Source organism: Vibrio sp. 779(2023) (assembly GCF_033344285.1).
Lineage (GTDB): Bacteria > Pseudomonadota > Gammaproteobacteria > Enterobacterales > Vibrionaceae > Vibrio > Vibrio alginolyticus.
On record NZ_JAWPOM010000015.1, the window covers coordinates 55,983 to 73,456 of the forward strand.

Consider the following 17,474-nt stretch of genomic DNA (forward strand, 5'->3'; position numbering starts at 1 on the left):
TGGAATCATCGCCTTTCATCGCTTAAACCACACCGCCAGCACCGAGCATAGAACGCTCACTGTTCTCCACCAGCAACGCGGTTGCGGTTTGTTTCAGTGTTTCCCATTCTTGGTCTTCGACAAAGATACCATTTTGCCAAGAAGCTTGTTGCGTGCGGCTTAACTCATCACCTTCAATGTGGGTGGTATACCCTTGTGCACTTTTCTCGATATCGAAATCGTTCACGGAGAGCTCGATAACCATACTATGCAAATCCGTATCATGCCCATCAAACTGATCCGAGAAAAAGACTTCTGGCGCGATTCGTCCACGGTTTAACACATAAAGCGTTCGCTTGGGACTAGAGCCATTGACCCATTGTGCGCGACACGCGATGCCTTTCGCAGAGAGCTTCAACAACTCACTGAAACCCAACCAACGGTTATGGCACTGTTTCAACGTAATGGTAATCGACTTACGGTTAATCATTTTCTCAAGTGCGAAATCCAACACAGCGGGTAAATGACACGCCACACTGCCGTTGTGCAAATCCATCTCGATACTCGCTGACGTGCTGTTGGTCACCGATACGGCGCAGTCTGAATCTAGCCCAAGAAACAGACTGGCGTTATTAAAATGGCGAACTCCATGTAAGCCAACCATTTGCAAGTCCGCCACCATGTTCGCAATGACATCCGCCTCACCACAGTGACGGCGCATGCCAAGAAATGCCTTATTAACCGCGGCCACCAATTCGTTGTGAGAGACGATCATAATGCAAATCCTCCACTGATTTTTTGATTATCACTTTGCGCAATTTCGTCACGTGGCGGCATGCTAGGGAAAATCCATGTGTCTGCCAATTTAGGGTCGTGAATTTCATCCAACAGCGGCGCGCCTTGGAAAAAAGTTACTCGAACCCAACGATCCGAGCGCGGATCAAACTTAGTCGCGCCAAAGATCGCCAATTTACAGCGCAGTAAGTGCATTGGTAACGCATCTTTACGCAGCACATTCATTTGAATATCCCCCATCGCACGGTTGCCTAGCGTCCATACGCGACGTGTGATCGAACGATAAGCCGGTTTTTGCAATAGAAACTCTGCTACGGACATTTCTACATCACAGTCAAGCAAGGCCTGGTACAAGCGATTCACTTGTCTGCCGATATCAAGCGGCAGTTCTTTTTCTTCTCCAGCCTCTTCCCCGCGAACACCAAGCCTTGGCTCTTCTTTATCTTGTGAGCGATACCAGAACCAGTAGTTGTTCTCGGCTAGTGAGTAATCCGCATCAATCGCCCAGCGGTACTTGCTTTGCAACACTTCCAGTAAATCTTGGATCTTTTTCCCGCCCGGAATCGATAACGTTTCATCCGTATTCATTTGGCTAGCAAATTCATCCACTAAAGATGGGTAGAGTTCGATCAAGCAAGAGGTGAGGATTTCTTGGGCTTCCACACTCATTGTTTTCTTTTGCTCGACCAAACTCGCCCAGTTCGGATGTGATGCCATTAACGTTGTTAGCTCTGATAGCAGTTGTTTGATGTCTGATATCGCTTGGTGATTGAGCCTATCTTGATGTTCATTGATGGTGATGACTTGCTCTAAATGACGCTGTGCTTTTTGTAGTAATCCTTGCAAAGGAGCATGGAATGAAGCTTCACATGGCATCGCAAAGACTCGCGCTACCGCACGTTCGCGAGAGGTCATCCATTGGTCAACGATGCACGGGTGATTAATCAAGTATGGAGCCATGCCTAAGCCAGTCGCATTGCCGACACCAAGGTAGCGCTGCAAGCCACGATGCAAAGCCACCGCGTTGTCGCCACCTTGTTGAAGTGCCAGATAGTGCACCCAATCTAGGCTGAATTCACGCAACATATATACGGCACACATTTGAGCACTAAAAGACTGGCTGAAATCTGAGTTGTTCTCTAACAGTTTGAAATCGGCGATACCAAACTTTCCGTTACCATAAACTGCTGTGGTACGCAGGATATAACCCACTTCCGCTAACTCTTTCGGCTCAGGCTGCTCGCCTTGAGAAAGTGCGCTAACAATGTGCTCAAACACGCGCACACTTTTATTTGCGCGAGCAAGAACAAGTACGTTGTTTGGATTACGTCCCGCTTCTTGCAGCGGTACATTTTCTCGCAATCTTTCCAACAAAGTAACATCAACATCGCCTTGAACCAGTGCAAATGTGACGTCCCACTTTTCAGCAATTACGCGATCATTACGCTCGTCGTCGGCAATTTCATCACAGAATACCACCAAATGATAAACGTGCTCTGGCGTGGTCAATTTGTAAATCACATGACCATAACCACGAGGACAAAGCTGCCACTCATGCTTGGTTACTTGCCAGTTTTGGCTTGCCATATTACGAATCAGACTGCGTACAAAGCTGATTCGGTTTTGGTGCATTGCGCCAAGCCTTTCGGCTGCCATGACAATCGCTGCATCGCGCATAGTTGCTTCCGTATAAGTAGAACGATGTGCATCCATTTTGCTCACCACCTATTTGTTATTGTAAGAATACTAGGGTTTGTGCGGATGCAGGAGGAAAACACCCGCACAAGCTCCACGTTGTTTGAATTAGATAATTGTTATAGCCCTTGCTCTTTCGCCATTTTGATTGCGATTTGCGGCGCATTCCAAAGTGACGGTAACAGAATCAACGAAACCGGAACCGCGGTAATCACAATGAAAGATTGCAGTGCAGAGATGCCACCAGAGCCAAGAGAAATCAGGATTAGTGCCGTCACACCCATCATTACGCCCCAAAAGGTACGGATGATCGCATTCGGCTCCGTTTCACCACTGATCACGACACTGATTGTGTAGGTCATTGAGTCGCCCGTCGTGACGATGAAGATCGTGGTTAAAATCAGAAATAGAATTGAAGTCAGCATTGGCATTGGTAGTTGCTGAGTCACCGCAAGCAAAGCACCTGGCAGGTTAAAGCCTTCGAACGCCGCACTCACGCTACCCGGTTCAGCAATTTCAAACGCAAGACCTGAGCCGCCCACAATCGTGAACCAAAAACAGGTGGTTAACGGAGCCACAATACTGATGGTGGAAATGACTTGTCGGATAGTTCGACCACGGGAAATACGCGCAATAAAAATTGCCATCATCGGACCATAACCAAGGAACCAGCCCCAGAAAAATACTGTCCACCAGCTTAGCCAACCTTCATCACCACGGTAGGTCGCCATTGGGATAAAGTTATCCAGCATGCTCCCTACACCTTGAATGTATCCGTTAAAGATAAAATTCGTAGGGCCAAAAAACAGGATGTAAACCATCAATGCCATTGCCAGAATCACGTTGTAACGACTAAGCAGTTGCATGCCTCGGCTTAATCCACTGAGTGCTGACAAGGTGTAAAGAGCAATCGCAAACAAGATGATGATAAGCTGAGTGGTAAAGCCATCAGGAATATCAAACAGCGCATTTAACGCGTAGCTAACCTGCAAGCCTAGAAACCCAATGGGCCCGATGGTGCCCGCTGCTACCGCGATAATGCAGCACGCGTCAATCAATGCACCGAGTTGGCCTTTAAGTGCTCGTTCGCCCAAGACTGGGTAAAGCAAAATACGGGGTTTTAGTGGTAAACCTTTGTCGTAATGTAGGTGCATCACCACGATGGAAGTTAAGCTACCTACAATCGCCCAAGCTAGAAAGCCCCAGTGCATAAAGGATTGCGACAACGCATTCACCGCACCTTGCTGCGGGTTATCTTGCGCGCCGTACAAAGGAGGTGGGCTAACATAATGCGCGATAGGCTCAGCCGCGGCCCAGAAAACGCCACCACCAGCCAATAAGGTACAGAAAATAATCGCCATCCAGCGGAAAGAATCCATTTCTGGTTTTGCAATCCCGCCCAACATCACCTTGCCTGTTCGCCCTGCAGCCAAGCCAAGACCAATAAGAAAAGTGAGAAGCAGCAGTAACTGCCAGTATGGACCAAACACCTGAACTGCCCAGCCAAAGCCAGCGTTAACGATCGTAGATAACAGCTCGCCGTCATAAAGTGCAATAGCAACGAACAACGCGATGAAACCACCGCTATACCAAAAGGCCGGGTTATTCAGTCCTAATTTGTCCGTCGTGTTTTCTGTTGTTGATGTGTTGTGTTTTGCTTTTGACTTGCCCGATGACACGCTCATCGTGGAAGCTTTCATGCTATTGGTTAAATCAGACATACTCTGGCTCCAGAGGTTCTTTGCAGCAGCCAAAGACTGGCTACAAATGTGAGTTTTACGCCTGCCGTATTGTTATTATGTGGACAGGCGGTTCCTACTTTGGGGAATGCTATGAAATAGGCTCTAATCCTTCTTTAAGGAAGTTGAACCAGTTTTCACCCAATATTTTTCCAGCCTCAGATTCACTGAATCCGTGACCCATTAATCCGTTGTAGATGTTCTCCATCCCTGCGCTGCCGCAGAACCATGGCAGCGCATCTGGCCATCCCGAGTTACTTGCTGAACCTTCGCCGTAATCCATCGCTTTTGACCAACGCCCGTTGCGCATCCACTCCAACACTTGTTGCGGCTGATTTAGGCACAAATCGCTACCGATACCTAAATGGTCAACGCCAAACATGTCTGCGGTTTTCGCAACCATCTGGCAGAAATCATCCAACGTGCACTGGCTGCCATTTGGCAAATGGAACGGATATAAACTGAATCCAATCAAACCACCGCGCTCCGTCAGTGCTTTGATCACGGTGTTGGACTTGTTGCGCAGTGCGTCATGCGCAAACGTCGGGTTAGCATGGCTGATACAAATTGGACGCGAAGAAAGATCGATGGCTTCCAACGTCGAACGCTCTGCACTGTGGGACATATCAATGATCATTCCGACTCGGTTCATCTCTTCAATCGCTTGCTTACCAAAGCGAGTTACGCCGGAATCGTTTTGTTCGTAACAACCTGTCGCCAGTAAGCTTTGGTTGTTGTAGGTCAGTTGCATGATCAGCAGACCTTGGCGGCGCATCACTTCAATCAGACCAATTTCATCATCGATAGGTGAGCAATTTTGCGCGCCGAAGAAGATGCCGACTTTGCCTTCTGCTTTGGCTTTTTCTACATCTGCCATTGAATAAATAGGCATGATGAGGTCCGCATTTTGCTCGAAGCGCAAGTTCCACTCAGCAAAACGCGTTAAGGTTTCGCGCGCAGTTTCGTGGTAGACGATGGTGGCATGAACGGCAGTAATGCCACTCGCCTTAAGCGTTTGGAAATACTCTCGATCCCAATTGCAGTACTGCAATCCGTCAATCACAATCCGTTGTTGGTACATAACCACTCCTTAAACAATTTCTTAGCCTTTTCGTGCGGGCAACTGACACCATCAGTTACCCTGCCGATCTTAGTAAGGACGCTGATAAGCGGTTTTCACTACGGTGTAGAACTCTTTGGCGTACTGACCTTGCTCACGAGGACCAAAGCTAGATTCTTTACGGCCACCAAATGGAACGTGATAATCTGTACCCGCAGTTGGCAAGTTAACCATGACGCAGCCCGTTTGGACTTGCTGTTTGAAGATCGCGCTATTGCGCAAGCTTTGCGTGATAATGCCGCCTGTCAGGCCAAAGCGCGTATCGTTCGCGACTGCAATTGCCTCATCCAGATCAGAAACGCGAATCACGCTCGCCATTGGTGCAAAGACTTCGTCTTGGTTCACTTCCCAGCTGTTTTGTGTGTTCAAGAACAGGGTTGGTGACATGTAGTAACCGTCATGCTCTAGGCTCAGACGCTCACCACCAAAAGCCAGCTCTGCGCCAGCTTGGCGTGCGTTTTCGATCCACTCAAAGTTCGCATTCAATTGGTTACCATCAACCACTGGGCCCATAAACACGCCCTCTTCCAGTGCGTGACCCACTTTAAGTTCACTCATGCGTTTGATTAGCGCTTCAACATACGCGTCGTGAATTCCGTCCATAACCACAAGACGAGAAGACGCGGTGCACTTTTGACCTGCACCCGAGAATGAGCCTGCGATTGTCGCTTCGACAGCAATCTGAATGTCTGCATCATCTGCCACTACGAGCGCATTTTTGCTACCCATCTCTAGCTGACAACGCACAAAATTTGGTGCCGTTGCCGCTGCAACTTTGCGGCCAGTGTCCACAGAACCAGTGAAGCTAACGCCGTTCACATCCTTCGAATTGATAAGGGTATTACCGACTTGCGAACCGCTGCCCAAAACGAGGTTAAACGTGCCAGCAGGTAAACCTTGGCGATGGATAATCTCTGTCAGCGCAACGGCACTTGCTGGGGTTAGGTTGGCAGGCTTCCAGACGACGCTGTTGCCAAACGCAAGTGCTGGCGCGATTTTCCAAGCCGCTGTTGCTGTTGGGAAGTTCCAAGGAGAGATAATGGCGATAACGCCGACGGCTTCGCGAGTAACTTCAACGGAGACACCTGGACGGACGGAAGCAGCGCTATCGCCAATTTGACGCAGAACCTCAGCAGCAAAGTATTGGAAGAATTGGCCAGCACGGTAAATCTCACCTCGACCTTCAGCAAATGGCTTACCTTCTTCACGCGAAAGCAAGGTGCCCAATTCGTCACATCGTGCAATGAGCTCATCACCAATCGCTTGTAGCACTGCTTGCTTGCGCTCGATTGGTGTTTTTTCCCACTCTGGCTGCGCTGATTTAGCCGCTTGAATCGCTTGCTCTACTTGCGACACACTCGCTTGTGCGAAATCGCCAATGTTTTCGCTGATATCAGAAGGGTTAATATTGGCGATGGTGTCCATGCCCGATTGCCATTCACCTGCTATATAGAGGGATTTTTCTGCTTGAACATTGTTAATAAAAGTCATGGTTCTTTCCTTGTTCTTCCGATTTGTGATGGCAAGCCACTCACTGATCTCTAATTATTCTCGTTGGATTTATTCTGGTTGGCTTGCCGACGCGTAGACAACAAACTCCACCAACATCTCTTCTCGCGCTAACCCTGCAACCACCATGGCGGCGCGATTTGGGTACGGCGCTTCAAAATATTCCGCGTACACTTGGTTAACGGTCTTTAAGTATTCTCTGTCAGTCACATAAATCAGGACCTGCAACACCGAGTCCAAAGACTCCCCTGCACACTCCAGGGTGTGAATGAGATTGTTAAAGGTTTGACGTGTTTGTGCTTCGATACCGCCTTCCACAACCGCGCCTGTGTCATCAATAGGAATTTGAGCCGTATACAGGGTTCCGTTGTTGACTATCGCCCATTCAAGCGGCGCTTTAGAAGCAAATAGACTGGTTTTAACTGGGTGTTTTTTAGTAGGAGTATTCACGTGCCTTTCAACCTTTGTAACAGCTTTGTTTCAATATGGTTAAATGATGCACATTGACAGGCGATAAATCTAACGGTAAATTTTTTACATTTGATAAATTAAACTTATCACTCTGTTTAAAATAACGTAAATAAAGGGATTAAGAGGCATTAGGGATGAGTATTAAGCTTCAACAATTAATGCATTTTGTGATGGTAGTCGAGGAAGGAGGCTTTCGAGCCGCTTCACATCGTGCAAATCGTTCTCAGGCGGCACTGTCAACATCGATAAAAGAGCTTGAAAGAATTCTAGGGCAAACGCTGTTTGAACCCGGAAACAAAACCAAATTGACCCCGTTTGGTGAAATTTGTCTTCCCAAAGTGGTTCAGTTTCTCAATATCTACAGTGCACTAGACAACGATCTCAAAGCAGCCGCTGCCGGACAGCAAGGGAGAGTGCGAATTGCGAGCGTTCCTTCTGTTGCAGCGAAGCTCATTCCTAGCGTGTTGGGCGCCTTTTGCGAACAGTATCCAAATGTAGAAGTAAGCTTGATAGACGATAATGCCGCTGGCGTCGAGGCTCGCCTACTCTCCGGTGAGGTCGACTTAGCGCTCGGTAACCCCTCTCACCTCGATGAGGGCGGCATTGACTTTACGCCGCTGTTAGCCGATCCAATAGGTGTGGTGTGTTTAAAGGACAACCCTATTGCGAGTCATCCAGAAGGAATCGAGTGGCAAACTTTGTTGGAACAACCCTTTATCCGTAACGGCACTTGTACACTTCTCGATCCAACCCCAGCAAGAGCTCTGAGTCAGCAAGCGCTCTATTCGGTCGAAAATATTACTTCGCTGTTTTCTGTCTTAGAACTTGGGATTGGTGTCACGACCCTACCGAAGCTTGCTTTCCCAACCAATGAAACACGCTTGGTTTGGATTCCGCTTATCGATCCACCACTTGAAAGGCAAATTGGTATATTTACGTTAACCGATCGCACGATCTCGCCTCAAGCTAAAGCATTTCACGATCTTTGTGTGCATTATTTAAACTATCAAAAAGAAGATAAATAATGGTTCGATTAACATGCGGATAATTAAAAGCCTCCATATTCAGAGTGGAGGCTAATTTGTATTTGTGTATTCGCTTCGTTCTATTTTTTGCGACGATTTCGGTTCTTATACACCACGCAAAAGTTACCACGCTTGGTACGACACTTTGAGCAACGTTCGCAATCTACTGGTGCGCGATTGCCTTCTTTCCAACGTTTGATCAACTGTGGCTCAGCCAATAAAGGGCGTGACACAGCAAAAAATTGGATACCTGTGTTTTCTGCAATTTTCTCAATCGCATCAATGTCGCTCAGCCCGCCGACAGTAATCACCGGTATGCTAACGTCCTGACTGATCACGTGACCATATTCGTGAAAGTAACCTTCTTCTTGTAGTGTGTAACCATCGAACGTTTGACCAACAAGTTCGTTTGCTTTGCCGTGAACATTGCCAGATACGATGATCGCATCAACGCCTATTTCTTCAAGTTTCTTGCAGACGACGCGAGTTTCGTTGAACGTTAAACCGCCGTCAAAGAACTCTGTTGCCGTCAGTTTAACGAGGATGGGAAATTCGCTTCCAACCAGCTTTCTGGTTTCAGAATAAATTTCTAAAAGAAAGCGCATGCGATTTTCTAAGTCACCACCATATTCGTCTTCGCGACGATTATAGTACGGGCTTAAAAACTGGTTAATTAAATAAGTGTGCGCCGCATGAATCTCTACGCCGTCAAAACCAGCGTCTTGAGCACGTTTACTCGCCAATGCGAATGCCTTTACGATGTAGTCTATTTCGTCCTTTGTCATCGCTTTGCCTTGCGTATTTGTACCACGCTCAGGCACGTCACTCGGAGCGAAGATGACACGCTCACCGACGTTATGGGTGGTTTTGGTGCCACCGTAAGCAATTTGCATCACGATTTTAGAATCTTGTTGATGTACTAGCTCTGTTAGCTTTTTGTATTCTTCAATAAAAGAGTCGTTGTAGATCCCCATCATACCTGCGTTGGGTTTCTCTTCTTCAACGATATTGGCATAACCCGTAACAATAAGCCCAACTTCCCCTTTCGCAAGCGTTTCGTAAATATCGTAAAGCTTTACCGTCATGTGACCATCTTCGGTCGCCATGTTCTCCCACGTTGCGCTTCTCACAAAACGGTTCTTTAGGGTCATGTTGCCAATGCGGGCTTCGGAAAACAAAATGCTCAAAACCAGTCCTCTTAAAGTTGTCTTTATGTTTTATCTTTTCGCAAGTAAACAAGATCGAAAAAGGAACAGCGATACACGATGTATGGCTGTTCCTTCTCTGAATCCTTGAGACCTGCAAACTACAGGCGCACCTTAATGCCTCGGAGACGACAAAACTTTAATCTGGGTTAAGGTTTGGTGAGTTTTTAGATTATGTAAAAGGATGATTCTTAATCGTGTTCATTTCACTGGAGCTAAGATGCTTCCTCACCCACTTTCAGTCGTAAAACTTGTGTATTTCGTTAGCTGGTGATTCAACTCAAACATTCACATTGTTAGTTTGTATGCTGCTATGGGAACTAGCACTCCCCCCCAAATGTTTACATTACAAACTATCGATATTGAATTCTCATATGGTAAGTAGAGTTATTGCGCTGTTTATACTTTTTAGCTTAATAGTCACTATCTCTTGGCATTATTACGCGTCAGCGCAAACGTGCTTCACTATGTTTTACACACTGGTTGTTTTTGCTTTTAGATATGAATACGTGATAGTGAAGCTAGAGGAGGAACAGGAAAAACAGGGAAAATAAAGGACAATAGAAAGTTAAATGACCTTACTTCTAGGTAAGGCCATTGATGCATTCAGCAGCAAAAGATATTAGCGCGTAGCAAACGCTTAGGTTTGGTTGTTACAGAGCTAGAGGAATCAACTCGACGCCAAGCACACCACTGATCCCCATCACCACTAGCAGTGAGACTTTAAACACCGACTTTGACCAAGCGATGTAGTTGTTGTCATCAATGCTGCGAAAGGTCACTTTCGTCCACATAAAGCAAACAACCGCTGCAACCGCTAAGTATTCATACCCGGCTTCACCTAGTAAAAATAACCCCAACGATACTGCTCCAAACGCCACGACATACGCTTTCATGTGTCGATGCGCTTTATGAATGCCTTCTTTAACTGGCAATACGGGAATCCCGGCTTCTCGGTAGTCTTGCATGCGGAACATGGCAATGGCATAAGAGTGCGGCATTTGCCAGAGACAGAACATGGTAAAGAGTAAAATCGCTTCCAAGCTAATGAAGTTTGTTACCGCCAAGTAACCCACCAATGGCGGAACTGCGCCTGAGATACTTCCCACTAAGGTTCCATACACCGAGTTACGTTTGTACCACATCGTGTAAAAGAACACGTAATACACGTAGCCAAGCAACACGACGACAGCGGATAGTGGGTTCACTCGGATAAATAACAGTGCGGTTCCTACCAGCAATAAAGCAAGTGCATAAACAAACGCAATATCGATATTGATGTTGCCTTTCACTGTTTCACGATTTCGTGTACGTGCCATCTTTTGGTCGATATCACGATCGAAAATATTATTCACCACACAACCTGAAGCGATGACTAACCCAACACCAACTAACGTCGTAACGAACAGCATTAGACTGGCTGGTTCTGTTTTTGCGGCGAGGAAGAACCCCGCCGCAACAGAAATCAGGTTGCCGAAAATAATGCCCGGTTTAGTGATAGACAAATAACTTTTCAGCATACCTTGACCTACAACTTCATGTTGACGTTCATGTTGTAGATGATCCATACCGAGCCAGCGATAAGGATAAGTACAACAATGGCGGTAAACATCAGTGATACAAGGTTCCAACGTCCGTCGGATGTTTTTGTTTCCATGTGCAAGAAGTATTTAAAGTGAACAAATATCTGCACTAATGCACATCCAAATAGAATCGCATAGGTCGTTGTATCTGGTAATGATTTCGTCCAAACAAAGTAGAACGGAATTACCGTCAGAATCAGTGAGGCAATAAAGCCTTTCACGTAATCTGACGCACTGGTTTCTACATGTTGATCCATTACATTACCCCCAGTAAGTAAACGATGGTAAAGACACAAATCCAAACGATATCTAGAAAGTGCCAGAATAGGCTTAAGCAGTTAAAGCGCATTGCCATATTGTCGTTCAGACCTTTCGTCGACAGTTGATGATACGCTACCGCTAACCAAATCAGACCAAAGGTTACGTGCAGGCCGTGCGTACCAACCAACGTAAAGAATGCCGATAGGAATGCACTTGTTTGTGGCCCATAGCCTTCTTCAATCAGGTGATGGAACTCATAGACCTCCATACAGATAAAGCCAAGACCAAGCGCGAACGTGACTAACATCCAACGTTTGAGACCAGCAACGTTGTTGCGCTTCATCGCGATAATGCCAAAACCAAATGTGATACTGCTAAACAGAAGCAGCATGGTTTCGACAAACACGAATGGGAGTTCAAAAATGTCTTTACCTGTTGGGCCCGCAATTGAATTGCTCGACAGCACAGCGTATGTCGCGAACAAGGTCGCAAACAGTACACAGTCACTCATCAGGTAAACCCAGAAGCCAAATAGCTTGTTGCCATTCGTGTCATGGTGGTGATCATGGTCGTGATGTGCTGCGATATTAGTTTGCATACGTCACCTCCAGATCATCTTTACTTTCGCTGTCTTTCACTGAGTTTTTCTTCGCTTCTTCAAGCTGAGCTCGACGTTCGGCCTCAATTGCTTTGATCTCTTCAACTTCCACGTAGTAATCCACATCATCGTTATAGCTATGCTGAATACACGTCACGATAATACCGACCAAACTTGCCGCCGCTAGCCACCAGATGTACCAAATCATGCCGAAGCCAAATAGGAGCGACCAAGCCGACACGTAGATGCCTGTTGCCGTGTTTTTTGGCATATGAATACGTTCGTATTCCACTTCTTTAGTTGGATCGAACTCGCCACTTTGTTTCTGGTACCAGAAGGCATCCAGCACATCACCTTTTGGTAGGTGCGCAAAGTTGTAGAACGGCGGTGGAGACGATGTTGCCCACTCAAGAGTACGTCCACCCCACGGGTCACCAGTTAAATCACGATTTTGCTCGCGGTCACGGATACTCACGTAAATTTGGATGAACTGAGACAATACGCCCAGCGCAATCACAACCGTACCTGCTGCGGCAATCGACAACAGTGGGAAGTATTCTGGGTTGATGTCTTGGCTTAAACGACGAGTCATCCCCATAAAGCCCAGCGCATAAAGCGGTAGGAACGCCATTAAGAAACCAATAATCCAAAGATAGAACGCACGTTTGCCCCAAGTTTCATTCATGGTGAAACCGGTCGCTTTCGGGAACCAGTAAGTGATCGCAGCGAAACATCCAAACACCACACCACCGATGATAACGTTGTGGAAGTGAGCGATAAGGAATACTGAGTTATGCAGAACGAAATCTGCACCCGGAACAGCCATTAGTACGCCCGTCATACCACCAACAGTAAAGGTGATCAGGAAACCCACCGTCCACATCATTGGCGTCGTAAAGCGGATGCGGCCTTTGTACATGGTGAATAGCCAGTTGAAGATCTTCACCCCTGTTGGGATAGAAATGATCATCGTGGCAATACCGAAGAAGGCATTTACGTTCGCGCCAGACCCCATCGTAAAGAAGTGGTGTAGCCAAACAACAAAGGCAAGAATCGTGATAACTACGGTAGCCCAAACTAGCGATGTGTAACCGAACAACTTTTTACGTGAGAAGGTTGCGGTGACTTCTGAGAACACACCAAAAATTGGCAAGATCAAAATGTACACTTCTGGGTGACCCCAAGCCCAAATCAGGTTGACGTACATCATTACGTTGCCGCCAAGATCATTGGTAAAGAAGTGCATGCCTAGGTATCTATCCAGCGTAAGCAGAGCGATAGTCACCGTTAGGATTGGGAATGAAATGATGATCAAAATGTTTGCACACAGAGACGCCCAAGTGAAAACTGGCATCTTCATCATTGGCATAGACGGTGTACGCATACGCAAAATGGTCGCGAAGAAGTTCACGCCTGTTAACGTCGTACCAACACCTGATATCTGCAGCGCCCAAATCCAATAGTCGACCCCGACTCCTGGGCTTGCCTCAATACCTGAAAGCGGCGGATACGCTAGCCAACCTGTACGACCAAATTCACCTAAGCCGAGAGACATGTTTGTTAGGATGACACCAACAACAAACAGCCAGAAGCTCAAGTTATTCAGATACGGGAAAGCCACGTCACGTGCACCAATCTGCAATGGCACGATGATGTTCATCAAACCAATGACCAATGGCATCGCTACAAAAAAGATCATGATCACGCCGTGGGCAGTAAAAATTTGATCGTAGTGATGCGGTGGCAAGTAACCTGCTTCACCCGCAGAAGAAAGGAGTTGCTGACTACGCATCATGACTGCGTCAGCAAAACCACGAACAAGCATCACCATCGCTACTGCGATGTACATGAAGCCAAGTTTTTTATGGTCTACTGAAGTAAACCATTCATTCCACAAATATTGCCACTTTCCGGCTTTGGTCACCGCGTAAACTACGGCTAAACCAACCAGCGCCACAACCGCTAGGGTGATGACGATAATAGGTTCGTGGAATGGAACTGAATCAAGAGTTAATCTTCCAAACATTACGATTATCCTTGGTTTTCAGGCAAACAGTTCATTGAACCAGGATGCTGAGTCACAACGTCGGTGAACAAGAACGGAGGAACGCTAGAGAACAAAGTGACTGGCTCTGCGATACTTGGCGCTGCCAGTGAGCTGTATTGCTCCCAATCTTCAATACGATCAGGGCTCGCCTTCACTTTCTGCACCCAATTTAGGAACGCAGCACGATCAGACATTGCTGAAGCTGTGAACTTCATTTGCGAAAAGCCTTCGCCGCTGTAGTTCGATGCAAAACCCTTGTAGTCACCTTCGTGGTTCGCTATCAGGTTGAGCTTGGTTACCATTCCTGGCATCGCGTAGATCTGTGTACCTAAGCGAGGGATGAAAAACGCGTTCATGATGTTGTCCGAAGTCAGTTTGAACTGCACTGGCACGTCTTTCGGGAACGCCACATAGTTCACCGTCGCAATGTTTTCTTCTGGATATATGAACAACCATTTCCAATCGAGTGACACCACTTCGATGGTCATTGGTTTAACATCACTTTCCAAAGGTTTGGATGGCTCTAGTTCATGAGTTGAACGCCATGTGATCGTCGCAAGAATCGCAATGATGATGATTGGAATTGTCCATACCACCACTTCGATTTTGGTCGAGTGTGACCACTCGGGTGCGTACTCTTCTTCAGTGTTAGAGGCGCGGTATCGGTAAGCGAAGTAAATCGTCATTAAAATCACAGGGATTACAACGATCAACATCAGCAAAAGAGCAGTAATAATTAACTCTTTTTCTTGCACACCAATGGCACCTTTGGGGTCAAGTAAAGCTGAATTACATCCTGAGAGCATAAGTATGACGGACGCCAAACTTCCCCTCGACAAGATGCGTTTATATCTTGAGGCTTCCATTAACTTTCTCGATGGTTGTCTGGTTTCAAAGCAGATGCCAATCAAAGTAAATAAAAGCTCACAAATAGCGCAGAGGTAATGTATGAGAACAAGAAAAAACTTCGATAAGTAGTTATTCTACTTACAATTTTTCAACTTCGTCATCAAGCATTTAACCAGCTAGAATGAACCGTTATTTGCTACGATACGATTGGTATCAAGCCAAGAACCAGTTGTTATAGTCATTAGAATGTTTATGTGTTGAGCATGAGTAACGTCGGGCTCAGAGCGAAACAAAACGGAATTGAGTGGAGATCAAAACCACACTCTTAGTGTGAGTTTATTGTTACACTTTGAAACACTATGTTACATTTGGCGCATTATGAGGAGTAAAAAGTTAAAGCTCATTAGCCACAACTGGAAACTAACCTTCCATTAATGGAAGTTACACACTTTAAATCGAATATCAACCTCAACACGAATTTCTCGTGCTTCAACAATTAATTATTTAAAAACAAATAGTTGAAACTTAAAATTGATGAGACTGACTATCAACTTCATTTACGCAGATAGCCTTAATGAGAAGCGGAAACTAAAAAACCAAAAGTGTGATCAGCATCAAATTAATGATTTCACTTAATATTTGAGTGGTATTTACATCTCTTTATTGGATTGCGAGAAATCATTCTCAAGGTAAATCCAAACATAAGTTGTAAATACATTTGGGTTGCGCAGAATTAGCACTCCACAACATAGAAAATGTTGAAATGGAAAGAAACTTATTATTCAGGTCTATCAGAGCCTTATTTAAGTGGTCACTTACATACGAATACCGCCATCCACTTCTAAAACCCTGCCAGTAAAGTAATCACTCTCAATAATGTATTTTACTGCATGCGCGATTTCGCTTGTTTCGCCCATCCTGCCAACTGGGATCATCTTTTCTAATCGCTCTATGGCTTCTGGTTTCATTTGCTCTGCCATCGCGGTATGAACTACACCTGGTGCAACCGCCGCCGCGCGAATACCGTATCTTGCGAGCTCACGGGCCCATGTTGTCGCCATGGTCGCGACCGCCGCTTTTGACGCAGAATAATTGGTTTGTCCGATATTCCCTGCTCTCGCAACACTAGAAATATTGATGATAACGCCTTGGGAGCCACTCTCAATCATCTTGACGGCAGCTTCACGCCCACACAAAAATGTTCCTGTCACGTTAACGTTCATGACCAAATTGAATTGATCTAAAGACATCTTACTGATCACGCCATCTTTTGCTTTTACAAGTAACCCATCTCTTAACACGCCAGCGTTATTGACTAACCCATTGAGTTGACCAAAATCTTGGATAATCGCTTCAAACGTGGTTTCAACATCGATTTCGTTGGTGACATCCACTTGATATGTCAACGCTTTCGCACTCAGCATTCGACACTGCTCTTGTGTTTCCATTAAGCCACTGGCGTTTACATCCAATAACGCTAAATCAGCGCCAGCTTGAGCAAGGGTAATGGCCATCATTTGCCCAAGCCCCTGCCCTGCTCCTGTAATGGCAATAACACTACTTTTTATGTCCATATTGGTGCACTCCATAGCTCGTAATGTTCTATACCTCAACCAGTCTAAGTTGGCCGAAATGATGCGCATTTTACGTCACCATCTCGGGCTGGTTTGTCACAAAACTCGGTCTAGCCTTTCTTACTCTTGTATAACTCAAATAAGCTTGAGAAATCGAGCTCGCCGTGGCCGCTCGCGTTGTGGAAAGAATATAAGTTGCGCGCTAACGACCCCATCGGAACCGAAGAATGTGTTTGTAACGCCGCATCTAACCCCAAGCCGAGATCTTTTAGCATGAGTTTGCTCATAAAGCCCGGTTGGTAATCGTGACTGGCTGGCGCACTGTCCATCACGCCTGGGCAAGGATTGTAAAGCTCCAATGCCCAATTTCGGCCAGAGCTTTGCAGCATGATGTTTGATAGCACTTTTGGATCGAGTCCATGATCGATACCTAGGTTTAATGCCTCGCACGTACCAGACATTAAAATGCCGAGCATAAGGTTGTTACAGATTTTTGCCATTTGACCATCGCCTGCTTTGCCAGCATGGAAAACATTTTTTCCCATATACTGCAAAATCGCATTGGCTTTAGAAAACGCTTGATCCGAACCACCAACAATAAAGGTTAATGTCGCCGCTTTAGCGCCAGCAACGCCCCCCGAAACGGGCGCGTCGACAAACAACACGCGTTTATTTGCCGCTTCATTGGCGACTAATCGCGCAGAGTCCGGATCAATGGTTGAACAATCAATCATCAAGGTACTTGGCGAGACAAGATTGAGGACACCTACGCCACCGTGTAAGTCACCAAGATACACGGAACGAACGTGAGACCCTGCTGGTAGCATCGTGATGACTGTGCTAGCACCATCTACTACCTCTTCGATAGAGCTCGCCACCACCGCACCAAAAGGTACTAGTTGCTTTGCGGCTTCGCTATCGACATCGAATACTTGCACGTTAAATCCAGACGCGAGTAAGTTTTGCGCCATAGGATGCCCCATCCTTCCTAAACCGATAAATGCGATGGTACTCATGATCATTC

15 protein-coding genes are annotated in these 17,474 nt (G+C 46.3%); 1 reads left to right on the plus strand and 14 read right to left on the minus strand.

Annotation, left to right across the window (positions count from 1 at the left end; genetic code table 11):
* Window positions 1-22 precede the first annotated feature (22 nt).
* The 6 genes from R8O70_RS17710 to R8O70_RS17735 form a co-directional block, all read right to left on the minus strand.
* Window positions 23-754, minus strand: a complete 732-nt coding sequence (locus tag R8O70_RS17710) for a DUF3726 domain-containing protein (protein WP_137282554.1) — start codon at window positions 752-754, stop codon at window positions 23-25.
* The gene (locus R8O70_RS17715) at window positions 751-2,487 is read right to left on the minus strand and encodes a hypothetical protein (RefSeq protein ID WP_318184289.1); all 1,737 of its coding nucleotides are present in this window, start codon (window positions 2,485-2,487) and stop codon (window positions 751-753) included. Before R8O70_RS17715 ends, R8O70_RS17710 begins: the two co-directional genes overlap by 4 nt.
* Before the next feature lie 101 nt (window positions 2,488-2,588).
* Window positions 2,589-4,190, minus strand: coding sequence for a BCCT family transporter (locus tag R8O70_RS17720; RefSeq protein ID WP_005388593.1), 1,602 nt, complete (start codon window positions 4,188-4,190; stop codon window positions 2,589-2,591).
* 109 nt (window positions 4,191-4,299) lie between these two features.
* Window positions 4,300-5,289 (minus strand): membrane dipeptidase, encoded by a 990-nt coding sequence (locus tag R8O70_RS17725; protein WP_005388594.1) that lies wholly within the window; start codon window positions 5,287-5,289, stop codon window positions 4,300-4,302.
* A 69-nt stretch (window positions 5,290-5,358) separates the two neighbouring features.
* The gene (locus tag R8O70_RS17730) at window positions 5,359-6,819 is read right to left on the minus strand and encodes an aldehyde dehydrogenase family protein (RefSeq protein WP_104980773.1); all 1,461 of its coding nucleotides are present in this window, start codon (window positions 6,817-6,819) and stop codon (window positions 5,359-5,361) included.
* A gap of 69 nt (window positions 6,820-6,888) precedes the next feature.
* Window positions 6,889-7,287 (minus strand): RidA family protein, encoded by a 399-nt coding sequence (locus tag R8O70_RS17735; protein WP_005375789.1) that lies wholly within the window; start codon window positions 7,285-7,287, stop codon window positions 6,889-6,891.
* Window positions 7,288-7,442: 155 nt separating this feature from the next.
* Here R8O70_RS17735 and R8O70_RS17740 point away from each other — a divergent pair, with 155 nt between their 5' ends.
* On the plus strand, window positions 7,443-8,333 hold the full coding sequence (locus tag R8O70_RS17740; protein ID WP_104970091.1) for a LysR family transcriptional regulator: 891 nt from the start codon (window positions 7,443-7,445) through the stop codon (window positions 8,331-8,333).
* Window positions 8,334-8,413: 80 nt separating this feature from the next.
* Here the strand turns inward: R8O70_RS17740 and R8O70_RS17745 are convergent, their stop codons facing one another.
* The 8 genes from R8O70_RS17745 to mmsB all read right to left on the minus strand — a co-directional run bounded on the left by R8O70_RS17745 (window position 8,414) and on the right by mmsB (window position 17,466).
* Entirely contained in the window at window positions 8,414-9,520 is a 1,107-nt protein-coding gene (locus R8O70_RS17745) for an NADH:flavin oxidoreductase (RefSeq protein WP_062730958.1), read from the minus strand.
* 671 nt (window positions 9,521-10,191) lie between these two features.
* On the minus strand, window positions 10,192-11,106 hold the full coding sequence (cyoE, locus tag R8O70_RS17750) for a heme o synthase (RefSeq protein WP_017634257.1): 915 nt from the start codon (window positions 11,104-11,106) through the stop codon (window positions 10,192-10,194).
* Entirely contained in the window at window positions 11,067-11,378 is a 312-nt protein-coding gene (cyoD, locus tag R8O70_RS17755; protein ID WP_012842490.1) for a cytochrome o ubiquinol oxidase subunit IV, read from the minus strand. Before cyoD ends, cyoE begins: the two co-directional genes overlap by 40 nt.
* Window positions 11,378-11,980, minus strand: a complete 603-nt coding sequence (gene cyoC, locus R8O70_RS17760; protein ID WP_005375782.1) for a cytochrome o ubiquinol oxidase subunit III — start codon at window positions 11,978-11,980, stop codon at window positions 11,378-11,380. Before cyoC ends, cyoD begins: the two co-directional genes overlap by 1 nt.
* Complete coding sequence (cyoB, locus tag R8O70_RS17765; RefSeq protein ID WP_005375781.1) at window positions 11,970-14,006, minus strand: cytochrome o ubiquinol oxidase subunit I; 2,037 nt, start codon at window positions 14,004-14,006, stop codon at window positions 11,970-11,972. Before cyoB ends, cyoC begins: the two co-directional genes overlap by 11 nt.
* A 5-nt stretch (window positions 14,007-14,011) precedes the next feature.
* Window positions 14,012-14,893: a ubiquinol oxidase subunit II gene (cyoA, locus tag R8O70_RS17770; RefSeq protein WP_005388604.1), complete on the minus strand. Its 882-nt coding sequence runs from the start codon at window positions 14,891-14,893 to the stop codon at window positions 14,012-14,014.
* A gap of 798 nt (window positions 14,894-15,691) precedes the next feature.
* Window positions 15,692-16,450 (minus strand): SDR family oxidoreductase, encoded by a 759-nt coding sequence (locus R8O70_RS17775; protein ID WP_005375778.1) that lies wholly within the window; start codon window positions 16,448-16,450, stop codon window positions 15,692-15,694.
* Window positions 16,451-16,560: 110 nt separating this feature from the next.
* Window positions 16,561-17,466, minus strand: a complete 906-nt coding sequence (mmsB, locus tag R8O70_RS17780) for a 3-hydroxyisobutyrate dehydrogenase (RefSeq protein ID WP_005375775.1) — start codon at window positions 17,464-17,466, stop codon at window positions 16,561-16,563.
* Window positions 17,467-17,474: the final 8 nt, after the last annotated feature.

Excerpts from the sequence above, each read along its gene's own strand:
- R8O70_RS17710 (WP_137282554.1), bottom strand. The coding sequence starts at position 754 with ATGATCGTCTCTCACAACGAATTGGTGGCCGCGGTTAATAAGGCATTT.
- R8O70_RS17715 (WP_318184289.1), bottom strand. The coding sequence starts at position 2,487 with ATGGATGCACATCGTTCTACTTATACGGAAGCAACTATGCGCGATGCA.
- R8O70_RS17720 (WP_005388593.1), bottom strand. The coding sequence starts at position 4,190 with ATGTCTGATTTAACCAATAGCATGAAAGCTTCCACGATGAGCGTGTCA.
- R8O70_RS17725 (WP_005388594.1), bottom strand. The coding sequence starts at position 5,289 with ATGTACCAACAACGGATTGTGATTGACGGATTGCAGTACTGCAATTGG.
- R8O70_RS17730 (WP_104980773.1), bottom strand. The coding sequence starts at position 6,819 with ATGACTTTTATTAACAATGTTCAAGCAGAAAAATCCCTCTATATAGCA.
- R8O70_RS17740 (WP_104970091.1), top strand. The coding sequence starts at position 7,443 with ATGAGTATTAAGCTTCAACAATTAATGCATTTTGTGATGGTAGTCGAG.
- cyoE (WP_017634257.1), bottom strand. The coding sequence starts at position 11,106 with ATGGATCATCTACAACATGAACGTCAACATGAAGTTGTAGGTCAAGGT.
- cyoD (WP_012842490.1), bottom strand. The coding sequence starts at position 11,378 with ATGGATCAACATGTAGAAACCAGTGCGTCAGATTACGTGAAAGGCTTT.
- cyoC (WP_005375782.1), bottom strand. The coding sequence starts at position 11,980 with ATGCAAACTAATATCGCAGCACATCACGACCATGATCACCACCATGAC.
- cyoB (WP_005375781.1), bottom strand. The coding sequence starts at position 14,006 with ATGTTTGGAAGATTAACTCTTGATTCAGTTCCATTCCACGAACCTATT.
- cyoA (WP_005388604.1), bottom strand. The coding sequence starts at position 14,893 with ATGGAAGCCTCAAGATATAAACGCATCTTGTCGAGGGGAAGTTTGGCG.
- R8O70_RS17775 (WP_005375778.1), bottom strand. The coding sequence starts at position 16,450 with ATGGACATAAAAAGTAGTGTTATTGCCATTACAGGAGCAGGGCAGGGG.
- mmsB (WP_005375775.1), bottom strand. The coding sequence starts at position 17,466 with ATGAGTACCATCGCATTTATCGGTTTAGGAAGGATGGGGCATCCTATG.